The organism is Catalinimonas alkaloidigena (genome assembly GCF_029504655.1).
Classification (GTDB): Bacteria; Bacteroidota; Bacteroidia; order Cytophagales; family Cyclobacteriaceae; genus Catalinimonas; species Catalinimonas alkaloidigena.
This window is the reverse complement of record NZ_JAQFIL010000001.1, coordinates 3,840,484-3,862,897: the sequence shown is the minus strand read 5'-3', so window position 1 is coordinate 3,862,897 and position 22,414 is coordinate 3,840,484. Positions and strand designations below refer to the sequence as shown.

Annotated in this window: 17 protein-coding genes; 4 read left to right on the top strand and 13 right to left on the bottom strand. The window is 39.3% G+C overall.

What is annotated here, in order from left to right; all coding sequences use genetic code 11:
- The first annotated feature begins 14 nt into the window (after positions 1 to 14).
- Positions 15 to 4,157: an AAA domain-containing protein gene (locus tag OKW21_RS15685; RefSeq protein WP_277480759.1), complete on the top strand. Its 4,143-nt coding sequence runs from the start codon at positions 15 to 17 to the stop codon at positions 4,155 to 4,157.
- Here OKW21_RS15685 and OKW21_RS15680 read toward each other — a convergent pair.
- Positions 4,154 to 4,636: a GAF domain-containing protein gene (locus OKW21_RS15680; RefSeq protein WP_277480757.1), complete on the bottom strand. Its 483-nt coding sequence runs from the start codon at positions 4,634 to 4,636 to the stop codon at positions 4,154 to 4,156. The genes OKW21_RS15685 and OKW21_RS15680 overlap by 4 nt on opposite strands.
- Before the next feature lie 108 nt (positions 4,637 to 4,744).
- On the opposite strand from OKW21_RS15680, the gene OKW21_RS15675 reads away from it, so the two are divergent.
- Positions 4,745 to 6,217: a trypsin-like peptidase domain-containing protein gene (locus OKW21_RS15675; protein ID WP_277480755.1), complete on the top strand. Its 1,473-nt coding sequence runs from the start codon at positions 4,745 to 4,747 to the stop codon at positions 6,215 to 6,217.
- Positions 6,218 to 6,655: 438 nt separating this feature from the next.
- On the opposite strand, the gene OKW21_RS15670 is transcribed toward OKW21_RS15675, so the two are convergent.
- From OKW21_RS15670 to OKW21_RS15635, 8 genes are all read right to left on the bottom strand, one after another.
- Positions 6,656 to 7,192, bottom strand: a complete 537-nt coding sequence (locus OKW21_RS15670) for a DUF4468 domain-containing protein (RefSeq protein ID WP_277480753.1) — start codon at positions 7,190 to 7,192, stop codon at positions 6,656 to 6,658.
- 49 nt (positions 7,193 to 7,241) lie between these two features.
- Positions 7,242 to 8,288, bottom strand: a complete 1,047-nt coding sequence (locus OKW21_RS15665) for an outer membrane beta-barrel protein (RefSeq protein ID WP_277480751.1) — start codon at positions 8,286 to 8,288, stop codon at positions 7,242 to 7,244.
- A gap of 165 nt (positions 8,289 to 8,453) precedes the next feature.
- Positions 8,454 to 9,740 carry an ammonium transporter gene (locus OKW21_RS15660; RefSeq protein ID WP_420870109.1) on the bottom strand — a complete coding sequence of 429 codons (1,287 nt, stop codon included), beginning with the start codon at positions 9,738 to 9,740 and terminating at the stop codon, positions 8,454 to 8,456.
- 332 nt (positions 9,741 to 10,072) lie between these two features.
- A complete protein-coding gene (locus OKW21_RS15655; protein ID WP_277480748.1) occupies positions 10,073 to 10,720 on the bottom strand; it encodes a response regulator transcription factor in 648 nt (215 codons plus the stop codon).
- On the bottom strand, positions 10,698 to 12,494 hold the full coding sequence (locus OKW21_RS15650; RefSeq protein WP_277480746.1) for a sensor histidine kinase: 1,797 nt from the start codon (positions 12,492 to 12,494) through the stop codon (positions 10,698 to 10,700). Before OKW21_RS15650 ends, OKW21_RS15655 begins: the two co-directional genes overlap by 23 nt.
- 457 nt (positions 12,495 to 12,951) lie before the next feature.
- On the bottom strand, positions 12,952 to 13,170 hold the full coding sequence (locus tag OKW21_RS15645; protein WP_277480744.1) for a hypothetical protein: 219 nt from the start codon (positions 13,168 to 13,170) through the stop codon (positions 12,952 to 12,954).
- 20 nt (positions 13,171 to 13,190) lie between these two features.
- Positions 13,191 to 13,982 (bottom strand): SDR family NAD(P)-dependent oxidoreductase, encoded by a 792-nt coding sequence (locus OKW21_RS15640; protein WP_277480743.1) that lies wholly within the window; start codon positions 13,980 to 13,982, stop codon positions 13,191 to 13,193.
- Between the two features lie 69 nt (positions 13,983 to 14,051).
- A complete protein-coding gene (locus OKW21_RS15635; protein ID WP_277480741.1) occupies positions 14,052 to 14,330 on the bottom strand; it encodes a DUF1801 domain-containing protein in 279 nt (92 codons plus the stop codon).
- A gap of 215 nt (positions 14,331 to 14,545) precedes the next feature.
- Between OKW21_RS15635 and OKW21_RS15630 the strand changes: the two genes are divergently transcribed.
- On the top strand, positions 14,546 to 15,637 hold the full coding sequence (locus OKW21_RS15630; protein WP_277480739.1) for an endonuclease/exonuclease/phosphatase family protein: 1,092 nt from the start codon (positions 14,546 to 14,548) through the stop codon (positions 15,635 to 15,637).
- Between the two features lie 15 nt (positions 15,638 to 15,652).
- On the opposite strand, the gene OKW21_RS15625 is transcribed toward OKW21_RS15630, so the two are convergent.
- From OKW21_RS15625 to OKW21_RS15610, 4 genes are all read right to left on the bottom strand, one after another.
- On the bottom strand, positions 15,653 to 16,354 hold the full coding sequence (locus OKW21_RS15625) for an HAD family hydrolase (protein WP_277480738.1): 702 nt from the start codon (positions 16,352 to 16,354) through the stop codon (positions 15,653 to 15,655).
- Between the two features lie 371 nt (positions 16,355 to 16,725).
- Positions 16,726 to 17,439, bottom strand: coding sequence for a hypothetical protein (locus OKW21_RS15620; RefSeq protein ID WP_277480737.1), 714 nt, complete (start codon positions 17,437 to 17,439; stop codon positions 16,726 to 16,728).
- 355 nt (positions 17,440 to 17,794) lie between these two features.
- Positions 17,795 to 18,265, bottom strand: a complete 471-nt coding sequence (locus tag OKW21_RS15615; RefSeq protein ID WP_277480736.1) for an acetyltransferase — start codon at positions 18,263 to 18,265, stop codon at positions 17,795 to 17,797.
- On the bottom strand, positions 18,258 to 20,708 hold the full coding sequence (locus OKW21_RS15610) for an FtsX-like permease family protein (protein ID WP_277480735.1): 2,451 nt from the start codon (positions 20,706 to 20,708) through the stop codon (positions 18,258 to 18,260). Before OKW21_RS15610 ends, OKW21_RS15615 begins: the two co-directional genes overlap by 8 nt.
- A gap of 677 nt (positions 20,709 to 21,385) precedes the next feature.
- Between OKW21_RS15610 and OKW21_RS15605 the strand changes: the two genes are divergently transcribed.
- Positions 21,386 to 22,318, top strand: a complete 933-nt coding sequence (locus OKW21_RS15605) for a lysophospholipid acyltransferase family protein (RefSeq protein WP_277480734.1) — start codon at positions 21,386 to 21,388, stop codon at positions 22,316 to 22,318.
- Positions 22,319 to 22,414 lie beyond the last annotated feature (96 nt).

Genomic DNA, 22,414 nt, shown 5'->3' with positions numbered 1-22,414 from the left:
TCCACCCAGTAACTATGCACAAAATATTACAATCCTATCTTAGGAGACTTACAAATATCACAAGTAATAATCGTTCGCTGTATTTGGCTCGCCTTGTGGCTAAGCAGTTTGTAGATGTGCATAAGTTTGACTTTCTTAACAACTTTTCATCTTACAAGATTATTGAATGGCTCATCGCAGGAGGTGCTCACGACCTGGAAGGTTTGAGTGGAAACAAAATGCCTCTTTGTGCGGTGCTTGATAGCAGAGATGAAAGTAGTAACAAAATAAGCCAGCAGCTCAAAAAATTATCACGCACAGAGAAGTTTATCTTTGATGAGCAGGGTTCCAAAGACCTTTACATTGGCTGGCCTTTTGTAAAAGGCAAGTTTTCGGATGGTACCATCGCTCGCTGTCCTCTGATGTTTTTTCCAGTAAACCTGGAGCAAGAGCAAAGCAAAGAACTGGGACTGCAGTGGGTGTTGAGTGTAAGGGATGAGGTCAGTGTCGCGCTCAATAAAACTTTTCTGTTAGCATACGCTTACTATAATCAGCTTCCGTTTGATGAAAACCTGGCTGAAAAAGGATTTGACGACTTTGATACAGATAGTAGAATTTTTCGCACATCTCTGTATCAACTCTTTAAAGAAAGTGAATTCACTTTAAATTTCAATCAGGAGATTTTTGTGGATAAGCTGCAGGCTTTTCAGGAATTTACCAGAGATGAATTGGAGAAGAATGAAAAAGATGGAGAGCTAAAATTATATCCTGAAGCAGTTTTAGGAATATTTCCTCAGGCGGGATCTTACCTTGTGCCCGATTATCTGAAGTTGATTGAAAACCAGTTTTTGCCTGATATTGAAGACTTTTTTTCTAAAAGGGCGACAACAGAAAAGATAGTCTACTCCAATCTGGAAGGTTTGCAGGTAGATTTGAAAGAGAAACTGAGCAAGGAGTACATTGATTACGCCAGCCGGATCAAGGAGGAACAGATTTTTTGTCCTTTTCCGATGGACGCTTATCAGGAGAAAGCTATCAGAACTGTAAAAAGAGGAAACTCACTGGTTGTTCAAGGTCCTCCCGGAACCGGAAAGTCACAGATGATCACCAATCTGATTGGAGATTATATCGCTCAGGGTAAAAGAGTGCTGGTCGTCTGTCAGAAGAAAGCAGCTTTAGATGTAGTGTATAAGCGATTAGCTGAAAAAGATGCTGACCCGTTTATCGCTCTTGTCCATGACTTTAAAAATGACAGAAAAGATATCTATGCTCAGATTAATAAGCAGATAGATTCACTTTACGAATACCAGCATAAAAATAACAGCCTGGATACCATTTATCTGGAAAGAAACTTTCTGCAATACAGTCGCCGAATAGAACAGATTTGTGATGAGCTGGATGAATTTAAGCAAGCCCTGTTTGATGAAAGCGAAGCAGGAGTCTCAGTAAAAGAGTTATATCTGACATCAGATATCAATAAGCCATCGGTGAATATGAAGCAGGAGTACCGCCAGTTTTATATTCCGGAGATGCAGGCTTTTATTAAAAAGCTACGCACATTCACAGCTTATTCCAATCAGTTTGAAAAAGAAAGCTATCCTCTTTACAGCAGAAAACCTTTCATTGAGTACTCAGTAGAAGATTTAAAGGAAATCAGAGAGCTAATTAAAGATGTTCCAGCCTTTAAATATCAGATTGAATCAGAAACTCAGGATATATTAAAGACCGATGTTGACTTTGTGATTTGTGAAAATCTGCAGCAGCGCACAGAGGATATTTCCAGCTTTATAAGTTATCTGGATGATGAGGAAGTATATGCATACTTCACGCATATGGTGCCCAATATTGAAAAAGATGCTGACCCGCTATGGCTTTCAAATATTGAGCGAATCGTAATGGAGTGCTACCAGGGGCATGGACCGGAAATAATCCTTTCTTCGGAAGAGTTAGGGCAGTGTCAAAGAGTGATTTCTGAGGCGGAAGAGGCCAGGAATGGAGTATTTAGCTGGATGTGGTGGAAACTCTTTTCCAAAGACAAAACATATGTTGAAGGAGTTTTAGAACAAAATGAACTTAGCCTGGATAAAAAAAGCTTTCAGGTCATTGCTGAGAAAATTGATAACCGCCTAAACCTTGAACATAATTTGTCCAAGCTTAGGGAGAAAAAATGGTTGATGGAAGTACCTGACCAAGAGTCTTCGGCTAACTTTGACAAAGAACGTATTCAACAATGGTTTTTGCATCAGGAAAAAGCACTGAATGCTACTTTAATTTTTCGTTCCCTTAGAAATTTTAATGAATATTTTAACATCAAGACCATAGCTTATCATGATTTAATTCATCGTACCCAAGCTTTAGTTAAAGTACTGGATAAAATTGCTCCTAAAATTAAAGCATGGGAAAGCTATTTGACACCTGCACAACACAGTAAGCTTATCACCCAGGAACATAGTGAGTCATTACTTAAAGTCCTGGATCGTGACTTTGATGCTTTGTGCGACTTTGATACCCTAAATTTTAACCTTGAGCCATATGAGAAAGCAGTAATAAGTCGCCTTTTGGAAGAAAGTGATGACAGTGCTGAAGATAGCATTACTGAATTTTTTCAGAATAGTTTAAGACTTGCCTGGATAGATCATCTGGAAGCCAAATTTCCTCAGCTTCGTATGGTTTCATCCCGTCAGATGACCGATTTGGAGCAGGAACTTCAACAGTGTATAGAAGAAAAACTACAGATCAGCCAAGAGATTTTGCATTTAAAACTTAGAGAGCGCACTTATTATGATGTAGAGTACAACCGACTCAATAACATGGTGACTTACCGTGATCTTAACCATCAGATCAACAAGAAACGTAAAATATGGCCCTTAAGAAAATTGATAGGCACCTTTGAAGATGAGGTATTCAACCTAATTCCTTGCTGGCTGGCATCACCGGAAACCGTTTCAGCTATCTTTCCGCTCAACGAGAAGCCCATGTTTGATTTGGTAATTTTTGATGAAGCTTCTCAATGCTTTGCTGAAAAAGGGATACCTGCTATGTACCGGGGGCAACAAGTAGTCATTGCGGGAGATAGCCAGCAGTTAAGTCCCAATGATCTGTACCAGGCGAGGTGGGAAGACGATGCATCAGAAAAGGTGGAAGAGGCTTTGGCTTTAGAAGCTACATCCTTACTTGAACTGGCCCAGGGTTATTTACATAGTCTCCAGCTAAAAGGACATTACCGCAGCAAGACACTGGATCTGATTGACTTTTCCAATCATCACTTTTATCATGATAAACTTCGCCTGTTGCCCAATTTCTATGACGCGAATAGCGGGCAAGCTGCTATACAGTACATCAAAGTTGATGGAATCTGGCAAAAGCAAACAAATTCAGTAGAAGGTAAAGAAGTTGTCAAGTTAGTACAAAAGCTGGTTAAGGAATATCCTGCTAAATCAATTGGAATTATTTGTTTCAATATCAAGCAACAGGAGTTAATACAGGACGAGCTTGAAGCTATGGCACTAGCGCAGAACTTCCATATTCCTGATCATTTGTTTGTCAAGAATATTGAGAACGTTCAGGGAGATGAACGTGATATCATTATCTTTTCTACGGCTTATGCTCCCAATGAAAATGGCAAACTTATGCTTCAGTTTGGGAGTCTTAATCAGGCCAAAGGAGAGAATCGTCTCAATGTGGCTATTACACGTGCCAAAGAGAAGATTTATTTAGTCACGAGCATTATGCCACAGCAAATGGAGGTTTCCAACACTAAAAATGAAGGTCCAAAATTACTAAAAAAATACCTGGAATACGCCTGGGAAGTATCTCATCAAAAGTACGTGCCGACCTTACCCGAGCTTGGTGATCACCATATTGAATGGTTTTTAGCCAATAAGCTCAAACAATGGACAGACCAAGAGATAGATAAGCACCAAGCCATTCGGGAGTTGCCATTTGCAGACCTGAGCATCAAAAATGAGGAAGGCAAATATATTGGACTAATTAATACTGACGACGATATCTATTTCCAGAGCGAGTCGGCAAAAGACATTCATGCTTATCGGCCATTTCAGCTAAGTGAAAAGAACTGGAAGTTCAAAAATATTTATAGCAGGCAGTACTGGCAGCAAAACGAACAGGCGAAAGAAGACATCAACCGATTCATTTATACAGAAAGCCAAAAGACCTAAGCAATGCTGCTGATGACTTCAGCTAATTGTTCAAGGTATTTTTGATCAGTAGAATCAAAGTCATTCAAAAAGGAGCTGTCAATGTCTAACACCATCAGCACTTCACCATCTTTGATCACCGGAACTACAATCTCGGATCGTGAGTCAGCACTGCAGGCAATATGCCCTGGAAACTGATCTACATCTGCTACCAGGACTGTTTTCTTCTCCTGGTAGGCTGTACCGCATACTCCCTTACCGTATTGTATTCTAGTACATGCCACCGGGCCTTGGAAGGGGCCTAATACCAGTTCGTTTTTCTCTACCAAATAAAACCCAATCCACCAGAAGTTGAAGGTCTGCTTAAGCGCAGCTGTTATGTTAGATAAGTTGGCAATGAGGTTCGTTTCACCCTCAGTAAGTGCCTTGATCTGAGGAAGTAGCGCCTGGTATTTTTGTTCTTTACTAGCTTCACTAACTATCTTAAAATCTTCGGCCATAATTTGATGTATTGTTGGAAGTTAAAGACTGACAAAATTCTTATTTACAATGCATTATTTTTGCTAAGCTTAAATTATGCGCATTATTAACAAATAAATACAACAGATATGAAGAACGTCATTATTGTTGTTTTCGTTGGATTTTTTTCTGGAATTGGAGGAGCTTTTACCTACCAGCAATTATTCTTCGCGGAAAATAATATCAACACACCCACAGATTTTTATTTGAAACCTAAAAAAAAGAAGTCAGATGTCAAATGGGCTTATAATGCTTATGTTGAAAATGGGTATCAAGAAAAAAAATCATATGATAAGACTTTTGTGGGAGATGACTTTGCTGAGGCTTCAATTAAGAGTACGCCGAGCGTGGTATATATCAAAACTATTGCAGAGAATGAGTATAGTGGGAGCAGTTGGTTAGAGTTATTTTTTGAAGGAAGAACGAACCAGCAGGTCAGCAGCGGATCAGGTGTGATTTATACACGCGATGGTTATATTATTACCAATAATCACGTCATTGATAATGCCACGCAAATAGAGGTGATGCATAATCGGAGAACATATCAGGCGAAGGTGATTGGTACTGATCCTTCTACCGATCTTGCAGTACTTAAGATAGATGATGAAGAACTGCCATCAATCAGTGTAGGCAACTCAAGAAACCTGAAGGTAGGAGAGTGGGTACTGGCAGTAGGTAATCCATTTAACCTTAACTCAACTGTTACGGCGGGTATCGTGAGTGCCAAAGGAAGAGAGATTAATATTCTTCAAAGTAAATTTCCCATTGAATCTTTTATTCAAACTGATGCCGCTATTAATCCCGGAAACAGCGGAGGAGCACTGGTAGATCGTAATGGAGATCTGGTTGGTATTAATACTGCGATCCTTTCAAGAACCGGATCTTATGCCGGATATGGTTTTGCTGTACCTGTGGATATTGTGACCAAGGTTGCAGACGATATCATAGAATATGGTGAAGTACAGAAAGCTTTTTTTGGCGCTGAGGTCGTTGATATAAATTCTGAGATTGCAGATCAGCTTAATACTAAAGAACTTAATGGTGTAGTCATCAGCTACTTACAGCGTTATGGTGCTGCTGAAAAATCAGGCCTTCAAAAAGGGGATATTATCCTTAAGATTGATCAGGAAAATGTACAATCAAGAAGTGATTTTGAAGAATTGATTTCATATCACAGTCCTGGCGATGTGATCAATGTAGTATATAAGCGAAATAATAAATTGGGTACTATCAAACTTGAACTTACTAACCGTGAAGGTACCACCAGCCTTATTACGCGTGATGTTTATATGTCCGAAAGATTAGGGGCTGAATTAGAAAGTGTCTCCAAAGTTGAATCCGATTTGTTAGGTATTGATGGAGGCGTCAAGATCAATAAAGTGAATAAAGGTTTGATACGCAGGCTTGGCATTGAAGAAGGTTTTGTGGTGACAGCCATCAATCAGTATCCAGTCAACAGTCCAAAAGAGGTAGAAGAAATTCTAACCAAGATCAGAGGTAGGGTAAGAGTAGAGGGAGTAAATAGCAAAGGAGTACGAGGCTACTATTCATTTCACTTTTAAAAACCAAATATTATTTGGTGGTAAAAAGTGAATGATGGTAGTCTATAAAGGGTATTACAAATGTTTTATCAAAATTAAATTTCGTCTTTTGTGTCTTCTTCAGTATTTTCTACTTCCATGAAGCTAAAGCTATATAATACCATTATGAGCATTACTAAAGGAAGAATATGAAGCAAAAAAGAGCGATTTGACTCTAATAAAAGTGTTAAGTCATCAATAAACTGAAAATCCAACCATTCCATAATTAATAATTTTATTTACTCTCTTTCTTATATTAAAGAAAAAAATTATGAAATGTTTTAATTTGGAAATAAAAAAGCTCAGCCAATGACTGAGCTTAGTGCTTTATTCCTCAAAATTATCGCTTTTATTTCTTACTTGAAGGAAGTATTACACCTATTACAGCAAACAAATATTTGGTACTAAACTGATTGAATACTACCATTCCTCTTTTAATTCAATAACCTGACTTACAGAGTCATCAGCTTTTTTTGGAAGATTTCCCTGCATAGTAAGTTTCAACAGGTCTATTTCTGAATTAAGCATGCTGAGAAACGCTTCTTCCTGTTCTTTCCAGTCACTATCGTTCTGTATTACATTTTCCAGAGATTTTCTTTTTCTTTCCACAGTCTCATACTTTCCATAACGGTTTCGTGCATAAGGTAGAAAGTCAAAATCCTTCAGCTGATATCTGTAGCGATTGTCTTTAAACTCAAGAAAAAGCTGGTAATTAATTTCAGCATAAGGTGTCCGGGATAAGATTCCCTTTTCATGAAAGGTATAGCTTCTTGATACCCTGATTGTTTTGTTTTCCTTATCCTTTCTGACCTTGTTTTCCTTAGAGAAGCTTTCAACAGCCAATGCGAATAAGTCATTTTTTTCAGCTTCTTCCACAGTGATTACCTCCGAGAAGACTAACTTACCCTCTGAAGTATAAGAGTAGTCAAGAGGTTGAGAATAGCCCCTTAAAATCAATAAAATGCAAATTATTGTTACTGGTACGGGAAGCTTCAACATGAGATTTTCAAAATGCATATACTAGGGCAAATAGTAATTGTGATGCGGTTTTAGTTGGCATCAGGTCATTATTCACAAATACTTCATTTTCACCATTGTCAAATCTTACTTCAGGAATAAAGGTCAATGGGCCGGCTGTTAAGTTACCTGATATGGTGAATGCGTTTACAGTTGAGCCTTCAACTGTTGAACCTACTTCATCATCATAGTCTTTGGTGCTGAATGATTCTCCTCTAAACCCAAGTGAGAAATTGTCAGTAAGGGCATATTGGGCATAAAGGGCTGCACCAGAAAAACCTCCATCATCATCAGGAGCTGAATAGTCGGCAGCGTTGAGTCCCAAATAGAAATCATCAGTGATTTGATAGCCGGTCGTAAGGTCTAGTTCAGTACCAGAAGGGGAGCCCGTGATCATGTTGATGTATACATCCCATCCATTTACCGGTACCAAATAAAGCTGCGCTCCAAAATCAGACATACCATTACTGTCATTATATAGGTTCCAGTCGTTAAATATGCCAACCATCAATGAAACGCGGTCAGAGAATGTATAATCAAGCTTTACTCCTGCATTCTGGAAGGGTCCATTTGTAAAAAGATAAGAAGTGGAATAGTTAAAGTTACCGGTAGGAGAAATAACCTCATAACCTACAAACGTACCCATATAACCAGCGGTTATTGCCAGTTCGGGAGTTAGCATGTAGGATACGTAAAGGTTCTGGATATGGGGCTCCATAACTCCTGAATTTCCGGAAGGCCCCGCTGAGCCGGCATTACGTGGTCCAAAAGCAACTTCACCTACAAAACTCGCTTTTCCCAGTTCCTGAGAAAGAACGATATCGATCATGCCAATAGAAAGAGAGTTTTGTTGGTCTGCAAAGCTTGTAGAAATATTAGAGGCTCCAGCTTCAGATTCAAAACCCGAAAAATCGTATTTATAATAAGTATCTACAGATCCTGATATTTGAAGTGGATTTTTTTCTACTTCCTGAGCATACAACACAGAAGTCAGAAATATCATAGATAGCGTAAATAGTTTGGTTTTGATTTTCATTTTGTAATAATTATAGATTGTGTGAATTAATAGTTTGTATGATGTGATGATAGATAAATGCAATAGGGTGGTGATTAAACCGAGGTTGTTTTTTTGCAACCTCGGTTTATTTTATTTCGCACTATTATTACATAGAAAAAATAGTATTGAGGAAAGTAGCCTCTCCTATTCATAAATGATAGTGTACCCTCTGATCCCATGTTCGTGGCTATCAAGGCCTTCTTTTTCATGCTCGGCAGATACTCTTAATCCTAATGCTTTATCAAGGACAAAGAATATGATGAGGGCACTTGAGAATGCAGCAGCACCACAAGCCAATATGCTCACCAACTGAATGATAAATTGATCTAAGCTCGCCATGGAACCGAATATACCAACAGCCAAAGTGCCAAAAATTCCGCATGTTAGGTGCACTGAAACAGCGCCTACACAGTCGTCAAGCTTTAGTTTATCCAAGAGTATAACGGATAGTACTACAATACCACCGGCTAATAAGCCTATAATCATAGCTTCATAAGCGCTCATCAGGTCAGCACCAGCTGTTATACCTACAAGACCAGCCAGTACACCATTAAGTACCATGCCCAGATCAAGCCTTTTAAAAGTAAAGTAAGCCATTACATATCCTCCTATAGCACCACAAGCAGCAGCAAGGGATGTTGTTACCAAAACTTTGGAAACAGTTTCAGGTTCAGCAGATAATACTGATCCGCCATTGAATCCAAACCAACCAAACCATAGTAGAAATACGCCAAGCGTTGCCAGAGGGACACTTGATCCGGGAAAGTCATTAACTTTTCCGTTAGCATATTTTCCAATACGTGGACCGAGTATGATAATTCCTGCCAATGCTCCCCAACCCCCAACGGAGTGTACCAGTGTGGATCCTGCGAAGTCATAAAATCCATAAGAGCTCAAAAAGCCACCACCCCACTGCCAGCTACCGATAACAGGGTATACAAGCCCTACAAAGATTATTGTAAAGATAAGGTATCCGTTAATTTTGATTCTCTCCGCAACTGCACCTGATACAATTGTAGCGGCAGTAGCGGCAAACATGCCCTGGAATAAAAAATCAGTCCAGTATGTGTAGCCACCATCGGCATAAGTAAGTGAATCATAATCTGCGCCAGGGCCCAGATTGAAACCTGCAAATCCAAATACGAAGCCTTCTCCGCCCGGATACATGAGATTAAATCCAACCAATGCATAAGTGATTAACCCTATTGCCGGAGTCAGTGTATTCTTAAAAAGAATATTCACTGTATTTTTTGCTTGGGTAAAACCAGCTTCAACGCCTGCAAAACCCAGGTGCATGATAAAAACCAGGAATGTGGCTACCATCATCCATACATTGTTGGTAGTAAGGAGTGTTTGGGAAATTTGAGTCCCTAAATCCGCAGCAGTTTGAGCTTCTGCCATAGAATTGAGGAGTAATACGTAGTTTTCCATAGTAATTAATTAGGTAAGTTTTAGCAATTCAAAATTTAATTTTGCTATGTGCAAGTAAGCTGATTTATTATTTTTACGCAAATAACGTACGTAATAAAAAATGGATATTGCGGGGTATTTACGTATATAATTACGTATTTATGTATAAGTAATTTATAATATTTTGATATTAATCATTAATAAAAAATATTAATATCAAAAAATGCGGGCTATTGAAAGTTATTATTAAAGAGATTGTAATTCTTTGTGTGGAAGAAAAAAAATAGCAATAAATAAAAAAATGCAATACTATATTTTAAAACTCACATCAAATACGGTTGAAAATACTGAGTTTAGGCTTGTGTCCAACCTTCTTTATGCGCCTTTTGTATCATATCCTTTGACTTATTCACTCCCATTTTTTTCATGATTTTAAAGCGATGGGTTTCAACAGTTCTCACGCTGATGTTTAGCTTATTTGCAATTTCAGCATTGGAAAGTCCCTGCACTACGAGATTAAGTACATTTTTCTCTGCTTTGGTGAGCTGGTGGGAATTCTGGAAAATCTTTTGAGATTGTAGATTATGTAGATAGCCTTCAACGATAATATTAGATACACTTCCACTAAAATATTTATTGCCGGCATGAATGGTCCTGATAGCAGTAATCAATTCGTCTTTGGAAGCATCTTTTAATATATAACCTGAAGCTCCGGAGCGCGCAGACTGAAGTACATAATCTTCCTGTGCATACATGGACAGGACAAGAGAACGGGTTTTTGCAGAATTTTTACTTAATTCACTAAGGGTTTCAATTCCGTCCAGGACTGGCATCCTCACATCTAACAGTACTATATCTGGCTGTAATTCTTTAATTTTTTCTATGGCTTCTTTTCCGTTAGAAGCTTCACCAATTACATTAATATCCTCCTCATTTTCTAAAAGTAGTTTAAGCCCGTTTCTTACCACATTGTGGTCATCAGCTAGTAATACTGTTACCATATATAAAATGCTTATTTTTATTTAATGGAACCTGAATCAATATTCTGGTGCCTAGTCCGGGGCTGGAATCAACTTTGAATCTACCCATCAGATATTTTGTCCTTTCTTGCATATTGGCAATTCCATGCCCTGTTGAAGTTTTATCAGGGTAAATTGTAAGTTGATTAAGGTCAAAACCTCGCCCGTCATCAATTATTTCCAGATACAATTTTTGGCTTTCACTGCTCAGAATAATTTTTATAGTTGTAGCCTCGGCATATTTCAGCGCATTATTGACGCCTTCCTGCGCAATTCTGTACAAATTGGTTTCAGCAGTAGCATGCAGTCGTTGGTCAAAATTATCTGTATTGATAAAAACGATATGCTGGCCGGTGATGCGCTGCATCTCAACGGCAAAATTATTCAGCACAGAAGCAATGCCATAGTGTTCCAGTACACTTGGCATAAGAGAAAAAGAAGTTCTACGCACATTTTTAATGGTATCCTGCAATTGTACGCTGATATTTTTTAATGATTCTTTTACTTGTAAAGCTTCTGGCTGCGAATATAATGCTTCCACATAATATTTTAAAGCAGTAATAGATTGCCCAATATTATCATGGAGATCCATGGCTATATGTTTTCTTTCTTTTTCCTGAGCATTCATTATCAGAATAGATTGAATACGTTGATTATATAGCTTTTGTTGCCTTTTTTCCTTTTTTGCTTGTTGTAATTTGAATTGCGCTTCTTTTTTTTGAGTGATATCAGTATTTAGGAAGAGGTATTCATAAAGTTCACCCTGATCATTTCTTACAGGCAGTATGGTCATATTGATCCATTTTACTTCTTCATCAATAGATCTGATACGTAAGTCGCCATTCCAGGACCCGTGATTTTTCACATAGCTAAGCTTTTGCTTCAGCAAACTATCTTTCACCTGAAGTAAGTCTGAAAGTAATACGGGGTAGGGGGCATTAACATATCCCATAAACGCCAAAAACTGACAACTGACATGAGTAATTTGGGTTGAAAGGTTGCTTTTCGCAAATAAGGTGGTTTGTTCTATGGCGGTATATACATTAGACAGATTTTTCTGTGAACGTTGTAATGAGCGTAGAAGGATAGTACGTTCATGAGCAAGATTTTTGGCCTGTATTCTGGACTGGTTGAGGGTATATACAATTTTTTTGATAAAATGGGCCAGGGGACGAAATATGAAAATTACCTCCAGCAAAATAATTCCTAAGGCGATAATCATGAGTGTTTGTTCCACTTCAATCAGATTGTCCACCCTTGCCCTGGACTCTATATCATATTGATTGACAATAGCATCCATTCCACTCAGAAACACATTCTCCTGAGCCAAAATTGAGCTAATATGATATCTGGCCTGAGTACTATCATACACCTGAGCGGCACTATTTAATTTGTGAAGTGCATAACCATGATGAACCATTTGGTGATAAGCAGAGTCCAGGTTTTCATATAGCTTTAGGGTTTCAGAGCTGTTTTTTGCCTCTACCATCATTTCGGGATCACTGCTGAGTAAGGCGTTTTGAGAACGTGTGAGTAAGTTCAAAGTCGTTTCCATCTCCCGGGAGATTTCAGCTCTTTCCTGAGCTGATAGAGTAGTTCTGAGCTTGATAGCAGCATTAGAAAGACGCTGACTTAGCATATTTTGCCTGCCAGCCACATTAATCACACGTGAGTCATTCAGTATTTGGTTGAGTTTATGTTGTATCAATAAGTTGCTAAGTAATATCATGAAAGCAATGGTAGAGAGTGCAATCATGTAACGAATACTAAGCGTTTTAAAGATTTTTTGATGCAAACGGCCAAACAAAATGTTATTAGTAGTGGGTGTGTACATACAGTCAGAAATGTGTATTGCATAGGTTGTTGATTAGTCAATTTAATTAAAAAACCTCAAACCAATCAATAAGTAAGTTTATACTGTACCGGGAATGAAACAGGGAAGGGGAGGAAAAAAAGAATGAAGTTTATGAGCTTTATATAATTTAAAGCATTACCTGTTCCCGCTATGCAATCATCTTAAGTAGTGGGGCAAGTAACCAGAGCGTAAAACAAGGCTACTTATGCGAGCTGTTTTGAACTTGCCTGATCTCTGCTTTAGCTTCTGCAAATTGCTTGAATTGCTCCTTATATTCATGCGTCTGTTTCTTAAAAGCAGCAGGCATAAACCAACCAAAGAGGATCATAAATCCACCAAATCAAATTCACTAGCTGATTTATAGCCTTTTTCCTGTATTACATTTAAGCCTGCTTATTGCACTCACTTTAGCAGGAAAGTCCTCTAAGGCTCCTTGCGTTTTAAACCCTTCCTGCCATCCGGGATCATTCCGGATTCTCAAAAAAATTACGACATTGATTTTTGGAATATTGCTTCCAATTTGGTTCGTGTGGGTCAGGGTAAAGAAATGAATAGCGTAATAAAATATTTCATTCAAAAGACCCTCGCTTTATGTCATTAGTTAACAACTTTAAGCCAGCCACCATCTACATAATAGCTGCTGCCCACACAATAGCTTGCTAAGGGGGAGCATAGGAAAACGAAAAAGTTCGCAAGCTCTTCTGTACTGGCAAACCGGCCGATAGGAGTATTTTCTTCAGCGACTTTTTTTAAAAATTCATCCGCGCTTATTCCTTGTTTTTGCCCTTCCTCAATGGCTGCTTCCTCCCAGGCTTCCGTCCGTATGAGTCCTGGATTGATGGTATTAACGCGAATATTATCTTTGATGGCTTCTTCCGCCAGACATTTGCTGAACATGACCAGGGCCGCCTTAGTGGTATTATAAATGGGCTCATAAAAAAGGGGTTGCTTTGCACAGATAGAAGCATTATTCAAAATCACACCTCCTCCTCTTTGCTTCATCGCTGGAAGTATAGCCCTGCAAAGGCGAATGGCAGCCATCACATGCAGGTCCCAGTAGTAATACCATTTATCATCTTCTGCTTCGGCAATCTTTTCATTTGTTCCACTACCCGCGTTGTTGATAAGAATATCAATTCCGTCAAAAGTTTTTCTTGAATACGCTACTAATTGGGCTATGTCTCGCGCTTGGGTCATGTCAGCAGCAAAGGTTTCTACACTTACATCAAAGCTTTTTAGTGTTTTTTTTGCTTTATCCAGGCGTTGCTGATCTCTGGCCGTCAGGATTAAGTGAACCCCTTCTTTTGCCAGGGCTTCAGCTACAGCCAATCCTATGCCCATACTTCCACCGCTGATTAAGGCTACTTTATCTCTAAGTTGTAAATCCATATCAATTATTATCTGTCAGTTGATGTATTAATCTTTTTTATTCATTATTTGCTGGGGTATTTATCTCAGTTAATCAACAGGTTTGTGAACCAAAGCTTTCAGTACTTTCAAATCTATATCCTCCAGCTTTTTGACATGGCGGCAGGATTTAGCGGTTTTGTACACAGCAAGCTTTGACATCAATTTCTGATAACAATCAAAGCCGGACCTAATATAGATCGTCAGGTTTTGTTTAGATGGCGAAAAGCCGATAAATAACCAGTCTCCTTCTCTGCTACTATCATAACGGTAATGATATGATCCGTCACTCACATTATTGGTATTTGCCTGTGTTTGTAATGTTGCCATGAGCTGGTAAGTATGATGATAAATGCCAAGTATATAGGGACTATATCTTAGTGGTTATGATAAAAATTAATCATATCATAACCTATTTTGTAAACAAAATTACTTCCTTTGTATTGGTACCATATTCTTAAAGGACCAATTGAGATCTGATAAAGCATTTTTATGAATGCTTTTCAAACTGATACGATCAATCCAGCTAAAAAATAAAGCGTATCATGATATTACAAATTATTTTTTTAGTAATAGGCGCCTTGCCTATTATAGCAACAATTGCCACACTACTCAAGTTTGACCAATGGTGGATCCGGGTTTTTGATTTTCCCCGCCTTCAAATATCCGTTCTCAACATCACTGCCCTTATAGGGTTAGGGTTTACACTTTCTTTTGATGAAGTGTGGCATTATGGTTTGATTGTCGTATTGGTATATTGTCTGATATATCAGGGCGTGAGAATTTTTCCATATACACGACTGGCCAAGAAACAGGTAATTCGGTTTAAGGGAAGTGATCCGAAAAATACATGTTCTATCATGGTAAGTAATGTGCTTACCACCAATCGTAAATACCAGAAGCTGATAGACTTAGTCAATAAGAAGAACCCGGATATACTACTGACACTTGAGTCTGATAAGCATTGGGAAAAAGCATTAAGTGTGCTGGAAGATAAGTACTCTTACAATGTAAAAATTCCACTGGATAACCTATATGGTATGCATCTCTACTCTAAGTTGGAGCTTATTGATGCCGAGGTTCGTCATCTGGTTGAGGAAAATATTCCCTCTATCAGAAGCTGGGTAAAGCTTCCTTCCGGGCTAAAAGTACGCTTATACTGCCTTCATCCCACCCCTCCCAGCCCTACGGAAAGAGACACCTCTACTAACAGAGATGCCGAGCTGCTGCTGGCCGGTAAAGAGATTGAGGCACATGACCACACCGCAATTGTCATCGGTGATCTTAATGATGTGGCCTGGTCTCGTACCACCAATCTATTTAAGAAGATTTCCGGTCTTCTGGATCCCAGAATTGGCAGAGGCTTCTTCAATACATTTCATGCTTCCTATCCATTACTTCGCTGGCCACTGGATCATATATTTCATTCCGATGATTTTACTTTGGTCAACATAGAGCGACTGACACACATTGGTTCAGACCACTTCCCCATATATATTACGCTCAATTATGAACCGAGAGCAGAGGATATACAGGAAGAGGATGAGGCTGAAATAGAAGAGGAGGAGTGGGCTGAAGAAAAAATTGAAAAAGCTGACCCTGTTCAAAAAGTAGTTGCAAAGAGCTATTCTTCTTGACCAGATGCATCCAGCCTAAAAATTTTGCTTCAAATAGGCTGGCAACTGGGTTATGGTAGCGAGCTCGTCGTACTGTATGTGTGCCAATTTATGATGAGAGATTTGTTCCAGCACCCAGGTAGTGTGGAATGGGATATGTACGGCTCTGCCACCCAGTTCGCAGATTGGAAGTATGTCAGACTTCAGAGAATTACCTACCATGAGCAAGTCTTTTACATTGATATCATTTCTCAACATCACTCTTCCATAACTGGATTTGTCCTTCTCGCTGATGATTTCAATTCGTTTGAAGAATCCTGCGAGACCGGAGCGAGCTATTTTACTTTCCTGATCAAACAAGTCTCCTTTGGTGATGATCATTAGCTCAAAATCTTCAGAAAGTAGTCTTATCGTTTCTTCTACCTGATTGAGTAAGCGTACCGGGTGTGTGATCATTTCTTTACCTAACCCAATGATATCCTGAATCTCTTTCGCAGAAACTTTGCCTTCTGACAGTTCAATGGCGGTTTCAATCATAGACAGCACAAAGCCTTTGATACCGTAGCCAAAATGCCTCAGATTACGCCTTTCTGTTTCATAAACCTTTTCTTCTATAAGCTCTGGAGAAATATACCCGCTTAGAATGTCTTTACATTTCTCCTGCGTAGAGGTAAATATTGTTTCATTCACCCAAAGGGTATCGTCAGCGTCAAAAGCAATTATTGTGGGCTTGTTCATTGATCTCTTTGTCAGGAGGCAAATATAAGCGATTGAGTTCTTAAATGGATATCCTCAACTGACAAGTAAATGTGAATTGAATTTAGTCTCCATCAGACAATTACAACAAGATTTAGAATTTATCCGGAAACCTTTCTTTTAATGTCATACTGACCTAAGGTCGCAATGGAAAATTTCTTGCCTCTAGGAAAATAGTGCCCGTACGGTGATCGCTCTTGGCTCGGCATCACATGTTGGGGGAAATTACGTTTCCGGATAGTCTCCTAACACATGCTGAACTGCAGCAGCTCAATAGCCACAGTTTTCATTGTATGTATAAAATATAGATAGCTTAAACTCCGGCCTTAAACTTTCTAAGCCGGAGTATTTTTTTAAACAGAGCAGTTTACGCAATCATCTTGTCCAGCCAGACTGCTGTTACAATCTACACACTCAACCAGACAGGGAGGGCAACCTGATAGTGGATTGTCAGAATTCTGTTGTTGTGTAGCATCTAAATATGTGCCTGACTGTGTATAACATACTTCTTCGGCGTCTTCATCTTCGTCATCATCGTCTCCGCCATCATCATTTCCTCCGTTCCCACCACCTTCATCACTATCTGATGAGCTGGAAGCTGAGTCTGTAATCAGTACCGCACCAATTGAATTGAAATCCTCTACCCTAAATGGTTTGGGTACCAATATATATACGGCCTGCTGAAACTTTGCGTGACCAGGTGTATTGATCAAAATGGCTTTGATATCATCTTGCTTAAAAAGTTTGCTCAGCAACCTCTGGTTTTCTTTATTTATTGCCGAGGACTTATTCTTTTTATTTTGAGCAATCCATATCAGGAGAGAAGCCTTATCCAGCAGTGTAGTTTCATTTAGCTTGAACTTTACACCATACATGTCTGAGAGAGTTTCTTGAGCAAAATCGTAGAGCGTATTTTTTACAACTGTTGATGATGAAGATTCTGCTGAAAATGCCACTTTTTCAGTGTTATCTGCCAGAGAAGGGTAAATAGACATGCTTTCTTGCTCATCGGTACAGGAAGTGATGATGAGCAGGATGAACAAAATTTCTGCTTTTAAAAATTTCATAATGGGTATGGGTTAAGGTTGATAATTGGAATAATAGCGAATAATCGCACTGATTAGTAACTATTGATTATTCATTTGTAACCACTGGGCATTCATTCTTGAAAAAGCAGGAAAAGATGGTGAGCACCTGATGCGCTTAGCATCGGCTTAAAATAATTGTTATTGTGTTTGGCTGAGCGATAGGGGTATCGTTGTGTGCCTGACAAACCTGAAATGATAAAGTTAGTCATCAATACAAAAGGCAGCGCAATCAACAGTGGGGTACATGAGTTATTTTCCTAACGTTAATATAGGCATGCCAAAGGTGAAGGAGAGTAGTACATACGAAACTGATGTGTCTCATCATTAAATTAGCTTAGGTCGGCTTGAGCTTCATGTGTAGTATGGGATAAGGTTTTCCCAAGCTATCTCTTTCTGAACGATCTTGTGTGATGAAGCCCATTTTTTTGTAAAAATTTACCGCCTGCACGTTCTGCTCATTAACATCTACGTATTTAGCATGGAATGTATCAATAGCATGATGCAGGAGAAGCTTTCCTGCCCCCATACCTCTGTGTTCAGGATGTATAAATAACATTTCTATGCTATCATCAATTACGCCAAGAAAACCAATAATCTTACGCTTCTGATCCAGGGCAACCCATAAGTCTACCGCGTCCAGATATTCATGAAGAATGAGGGGCTTGAAATATAAAATATCTTCTTCTGTCAGAAAATGATGTGTAGCTCTCACCGAAGCTTCCCAAACTTCAACGATTTCAGGAAAATCTGCCAGCTCACCCTTTTCCAGGGTATATGTATTCTTTTTCATCATCGATTTACTCATAACGCAAACTTATTACCGGATTCAAACGTGCCGTTTTTAAAGAATGAAAGCTCATTGTTATGAAAGCAATCAGTAGTGCCGCTAATGCTGCCAATATAAATAATAATATGTTGATATCTGTACGATAGGCGAAGTCCTGAAGCCAGCGCTCTATCAGGTAGTAGGCGATAGGAGCGGCAAGTATAGAAGCGAAAATTACGAGTATCATCACATCTTTAAACAGTAAAAATACGATGTGAGGAATAGACGCGCCCATCACCTTGCGAACACCTATTTCTTTGGTGCGCTGCTCCGCAGTGAATGCTGAAAGTCCTAATATACCTAATAGTGAGATCAACAGGCAAATACCGGAAAGCACAGAAATGAGCGTGCTTTGACGCTCATCCGCCCTGTAGAGTTCGTCAAAACTTTCATCCAGAAACAAATATTCAAAGGGGTGATTTGGGTCATACACTGACCATTTATCCTGGATATGATCCATGGTCTCTGGTAAATTTTCGCCTTTTAGCCGAGCATACAAAATTCCTCCTTCACGTCTGGCAGGGATGATAATGGTGGGTTCAATGGCATTGTGTAAAGAGCTGACATTAAAATCCTGTACTATGCCTACCACATTGCCCAGTTCCTCTCCATGAAAAAACATAAGCCTGCCGCTCAACGCATCTTCAAGTTTGGCTCCTTCTTGTCCAGCCTTGTACCAGCCGAGTTCACGCGCGGCTGTTTCATTGATGATGAAAGACTTACCATCTTTATCCCCGGCAAAACCTTCATTGAAATCTCTGCCTGCTAGTATGGGAATATCCATCGTTTTCAGGTAATCTTCCCCTACATAAAAAGTGTTGAAAGCCTGGGTAGTAAGGCTGGAATCTATTTCAACCTGAAAAACCTGACCACCCACATTCAATCCGGGTATATTATACGATACGGTAGTCGCTATCACTCCATCGTACTGTTCCAGCTCATTTTTGATGTAAGGAAGTTGTTTTTGTACCAGTGTATCCTGTATAGGCACCAACAACAGGTGTTCACGGTTAAAGCCCAACTCCAGGTTGCGAACATATCGGATCTGGTCCTGCATCAGCAGGGTACAGATCACCACCGCAATAGAAATTGTGAATTGCAGAATGACCAATGATTTACGGAGAGCGATACCCGATGCGGAAGATTTAAAAGCGCCTTTCAGGGACTGAACAGCTGATAGTGAAGGCAGGTAAAAAGCTGGATACAAACCGGAAAGAATACCCATCAATAAAGCAATGCCTATAGCCCCACTGAATAGCAGACCGTTTTCCAGCAGGTTTAAGGTAAGATCTTTTTCTATAAGATTGTTGAAAGGCGTGGCATACAAAATGATGGCTACTATGCCCAAAGCGATCAATAAAGCAAGTACTGAAAGCAAAACAGATTCTCCTAAAAAAGAATAAATCAGCGCTTTACGGCTTGACCCCAATACCTTTCTCATGCCAATTTCCTTCACCCTATTTCCCGAACGAGCGGTAGCCATGTTCATATAATTGATGCATGCTAATAACAGAATGAATAAACCGATCCCGCCAAAAGCATAGATATAAGCGTAGTTGCCCTGAGGCTGATCATCCTCCTGTTCAGAGTGAAAATGAATGTCGGCTAACGGTTCCAGATAAAACCAAAGCTCACTGCTCACCTGATCTCCAAATGGTTTGATGTACTTATCATGGAAGGGAGGAAGCTTCTCAAAAAAATCGGTAGTATTGTAGCCCTTCGGAAACAGGAGGTAAGTGTACACATCAGGATTCCAGATGGCTTCCGATACAAACTCACCATCCCGCATGGCATGCTCACGGACTTCAATGTAGGAAACCAATGCATCAAACTTAAGATGAGAGTTATCGGGAAGGTCTTCAATTACACCGGTGACAGTAAAGTTTTCTTTGGCTTCATACAGCAACAGACTTTTCCCCAGTGCTTCTTCATCGCCGAAGTATTTTTTTGCCAGCTTCTCAGTCAGCACAATGCTGTTTTTTTCTTTCAGAGCGTTGTCTGGATTTCCTTCCAGAAAAGGATGCGTAAACACATTAAATACTGTGGAGTCCGCATGTGCCCAGTCTTCTTCATTGTACATACTTTCCTCTCCTTGCCCAGCTACGCTAACGAGGGTGCGGTCCATACCCTGAAATCTGACGAACGAAAGCAGTTCAGGATAAACTTCTGAAAGCATAGGAGCCATTTCACGGGCCGCACTGGCGCTATGAAATTCCACGCCCGGACCTTTAACATTAGTGACCAGCCGATAAATTTGCGCATGCTTATCATGATGCTGGTCATAGGTCAGGTCGTTTTGTAGGTAGAGCAAAATGATAATACTAACCGCAATACCTATCGCCAGCCCGATAATATTGAGCAGGGTATAAAATCTATCTTTCCAGAAAGTGCGAGTAGCGAATTTGAAGTAAGTGCGCAACATAGAATGTAGGTTAAGTAAAGTGTAAATACTGCTTTCTCCCTCCATTCCTCCGGCTTTTTTGGCTTACTTAAATTAGAAATATACAGCTATGATAAAAAGAAAAGCCTTAAAAATGTAATCAACTATTTAAATGGAGCATTTAGGATTTATGCATAAAATCCTGAAATGATCATTTAATCTTTCTTTCTGCGTAACCTGCCGATGAATAAAAATATCAGTACGATTAGAAAAAAGAGATACCAAATGATAAAAAATGTGTCATAGAGCATTTTAATACTTATTACTTTGTTTACATATTTGTCAAATGTTAAGAATTTGCTAGATATAAATACTGAGCCTATTCAGTCTTGATACGCAAATACTTTTACCAATTAGTGCTTAGACGTGTGTATAAGTCATATGTCACAAAAAATAAGCTGCAAACATATGTTAGCGATTAGGTGATAAGACGCATTGGTGCTAAAAACAACTACTTTTTATTTGCTTCCTACAGCACCAATTTTAAATTCTTAGAATAATAATCATTAAAGTTAAAAACATTGTTAAAGTCCATATTATCAGGGGCTTATGTGCCTCTATGAGGCCATGGCAGGCTCAGTTTTAATGTCATTTTACTTTAAATTTTATGAGAATTAGCATTTTCTTTTTTTCTTGCTGTCTGTAATTCCTACTCAAGTATGCGCTGGAAAAAAATCAGAAAAAGAGTTAAGTACGCAGCCCTATACAAGTTTATTAAGCTGCTTTTCTGGCTAACGGACAGTTTTCCCAGAAAGTGGACATTGGCTTTCTATCATCAATTAGGCTTATTGGCTTTTTACCTGATGAAGCCAGTCCGGAAACTGATAGCCAATCATCTTCAATACGCTTATGGTAAAGAAATCAATACGCAGGAAATCAAAGCATTTTCCAGAAAGGTATTTGTGAATATGGCTAAAAATGCGGCCGATATATTTATTGCCCGTTCTTTCAGAACAAAAAAAGACATTGAAAAAATAGTGGATTACCAGGGTTTACAGTACTTAGAAAGCGCTATCCAGAAAAATAAGGGGGTGATTGCGTTAACCTGTCATCTGGGAGCATTTGAACTGATCGGGCAGTTTCTATCATTCCGTTACCCTACCAGTGCCGTTGGCAAACGTATGCACAATCCCAAAATGAATAAACTGCTGATGGATTTCAGGTCCGATTATGGAGCGAGAGTAATATACAGTGATGAAGGTTTGCTTAAGCCCCTGAGGGTACTTCAGAAAGGCGAGGTGTTTATTATATTAATTGATCAGGATATACCTAAGGGTAAAGGTACATTTGTTGATTTTTACGGAAAACTCGCCTATACGCCAATTGGTGCTGCCTGGCTTGCACTCAAGTCTGATGCCGCAGTAGTGCCAATGGCAGTACATCGTTTGCCAAACGAGAGACATCTGGTAACAATTCTACCGGAAGTGGAGGTGAGCCGCAGCGGCAGTAATGAGCAGGACATTCAGGAAAATACCCAGCGGTTTACCAATGCGCTGGAAAAACTGATTCGTCAGGAACCAAGTCAATGGGTTTGGATGCACAAACGCTGGAAGACACAGCCAAATGACAAGAAAGAACCTATCGCGTCTTAGTCTTTCCTTTTGCGCTGCTTCTGTCATATATTTTTCCTAAGACTTGATTATAGGGAAAGCGATAGTTGATTTTAGCTTCAAAAGTAGTATTGAAAA

Coding starts and splice junctions, on each gene's coding strand:
- OKW21_RS15685 (WP_277480759.1), top strand. CDS start 15: ATGCACAAAATATTACAATCCTATCTTAGGAGACTTACAAATATCACA.
- OKW21_RS15680 (WP_277480757.1), bottom strand. CDS start 4,636: ATGGCCGAAGATTTTAAGATAGTTAGTGAAGCTAGTAAAGAACAAAAA.
- OKW21_RS15675 (WP_277480755.1), top strand. CDS start 4,745: ATGAAGAACGTCATTATTGTTGTTTTCGTTGGATTTTTTTCTGGAATT.
- OKW21_RS15665 (WP_277480751.1), bottom strand. CDS start 8,288: ATGAAAATCAAAACCAAACTATTTACGCTATCTATGATATTTCTGACT.
- OKW21_RS15660 (WP_420870109.1), bottom strand. CDS start 9,740: ATGGAAAACTACGTATTACTCCTCAATTCTATGGCAGAAGCTCAAACT.
- OKW21_RS15655 (WP_277480748.1), bottom strand. CDS start 10,720: ATGGTAACAGTATTACTAGCTGATGACCACAATGTGGTAAGAAACGGG.
- OKW21_RS15650 (WP_277480746.1), bottom strand. CDS start 12,494: ATGATTGCACTCTCTACCATTGCTTTCATGATATTACTTAGCAACTTA.
- OKW21_RS15640 (WP_277480743.1), bottom strand. CDS start 13,982: ATGGATTTACAACTTAGAGATAAAGTAGCCTTAATCAGCGGTGGAAGT.
- OKW21_RS15635 (WP_277480741.1), bottom strand. CDS start 14,330: ATGGCAACATTACAAACACAGGCAAATACCAATAATGTGAGTGACGGA.
- OKW21_RS15630 (WP_277480739.1), top strand. CDS start 14,546: ATGATATTACAAATTATTTTTTTAGTAATAGGCGCCTTGCCTATTATA.
- OKW21_RS15625 (WP_277480738.1), bottom strand. CDS start 16,354: ATGAACAAGCCCACAATAATTGCTTTTGACGCTGACGATACCCTTTGG.
- OKW21_RS15620 (WP_277480737.1), bottom strand. CDS start 17,439: ATGAAATTTTTAAAAGCAGAAATTTTGTTCATCCTGCTCATCATCACT.
- OKW21_RS15615 (WP_277480736.1), bottom strand. CDS start 18,265: ATGAGTAAATCGATGATGAAAAAGAATACATATACCCTGGAAAAGGGT.
- OKW21_RS15610 (WP_277480735.1), bottom strand. CDS start 20,708: ATGTTGCGCACTTACTTCAAATTCGCTACTCGCACTTTCTGGAAAGAT.
- OKW21_RS15605 (WP_277480734.1), top strand. CDS start 21,386: ATGCGCTGGAAAAAAATCAGAAAAAGAGTTAAGTACGCAGCCCTATAC.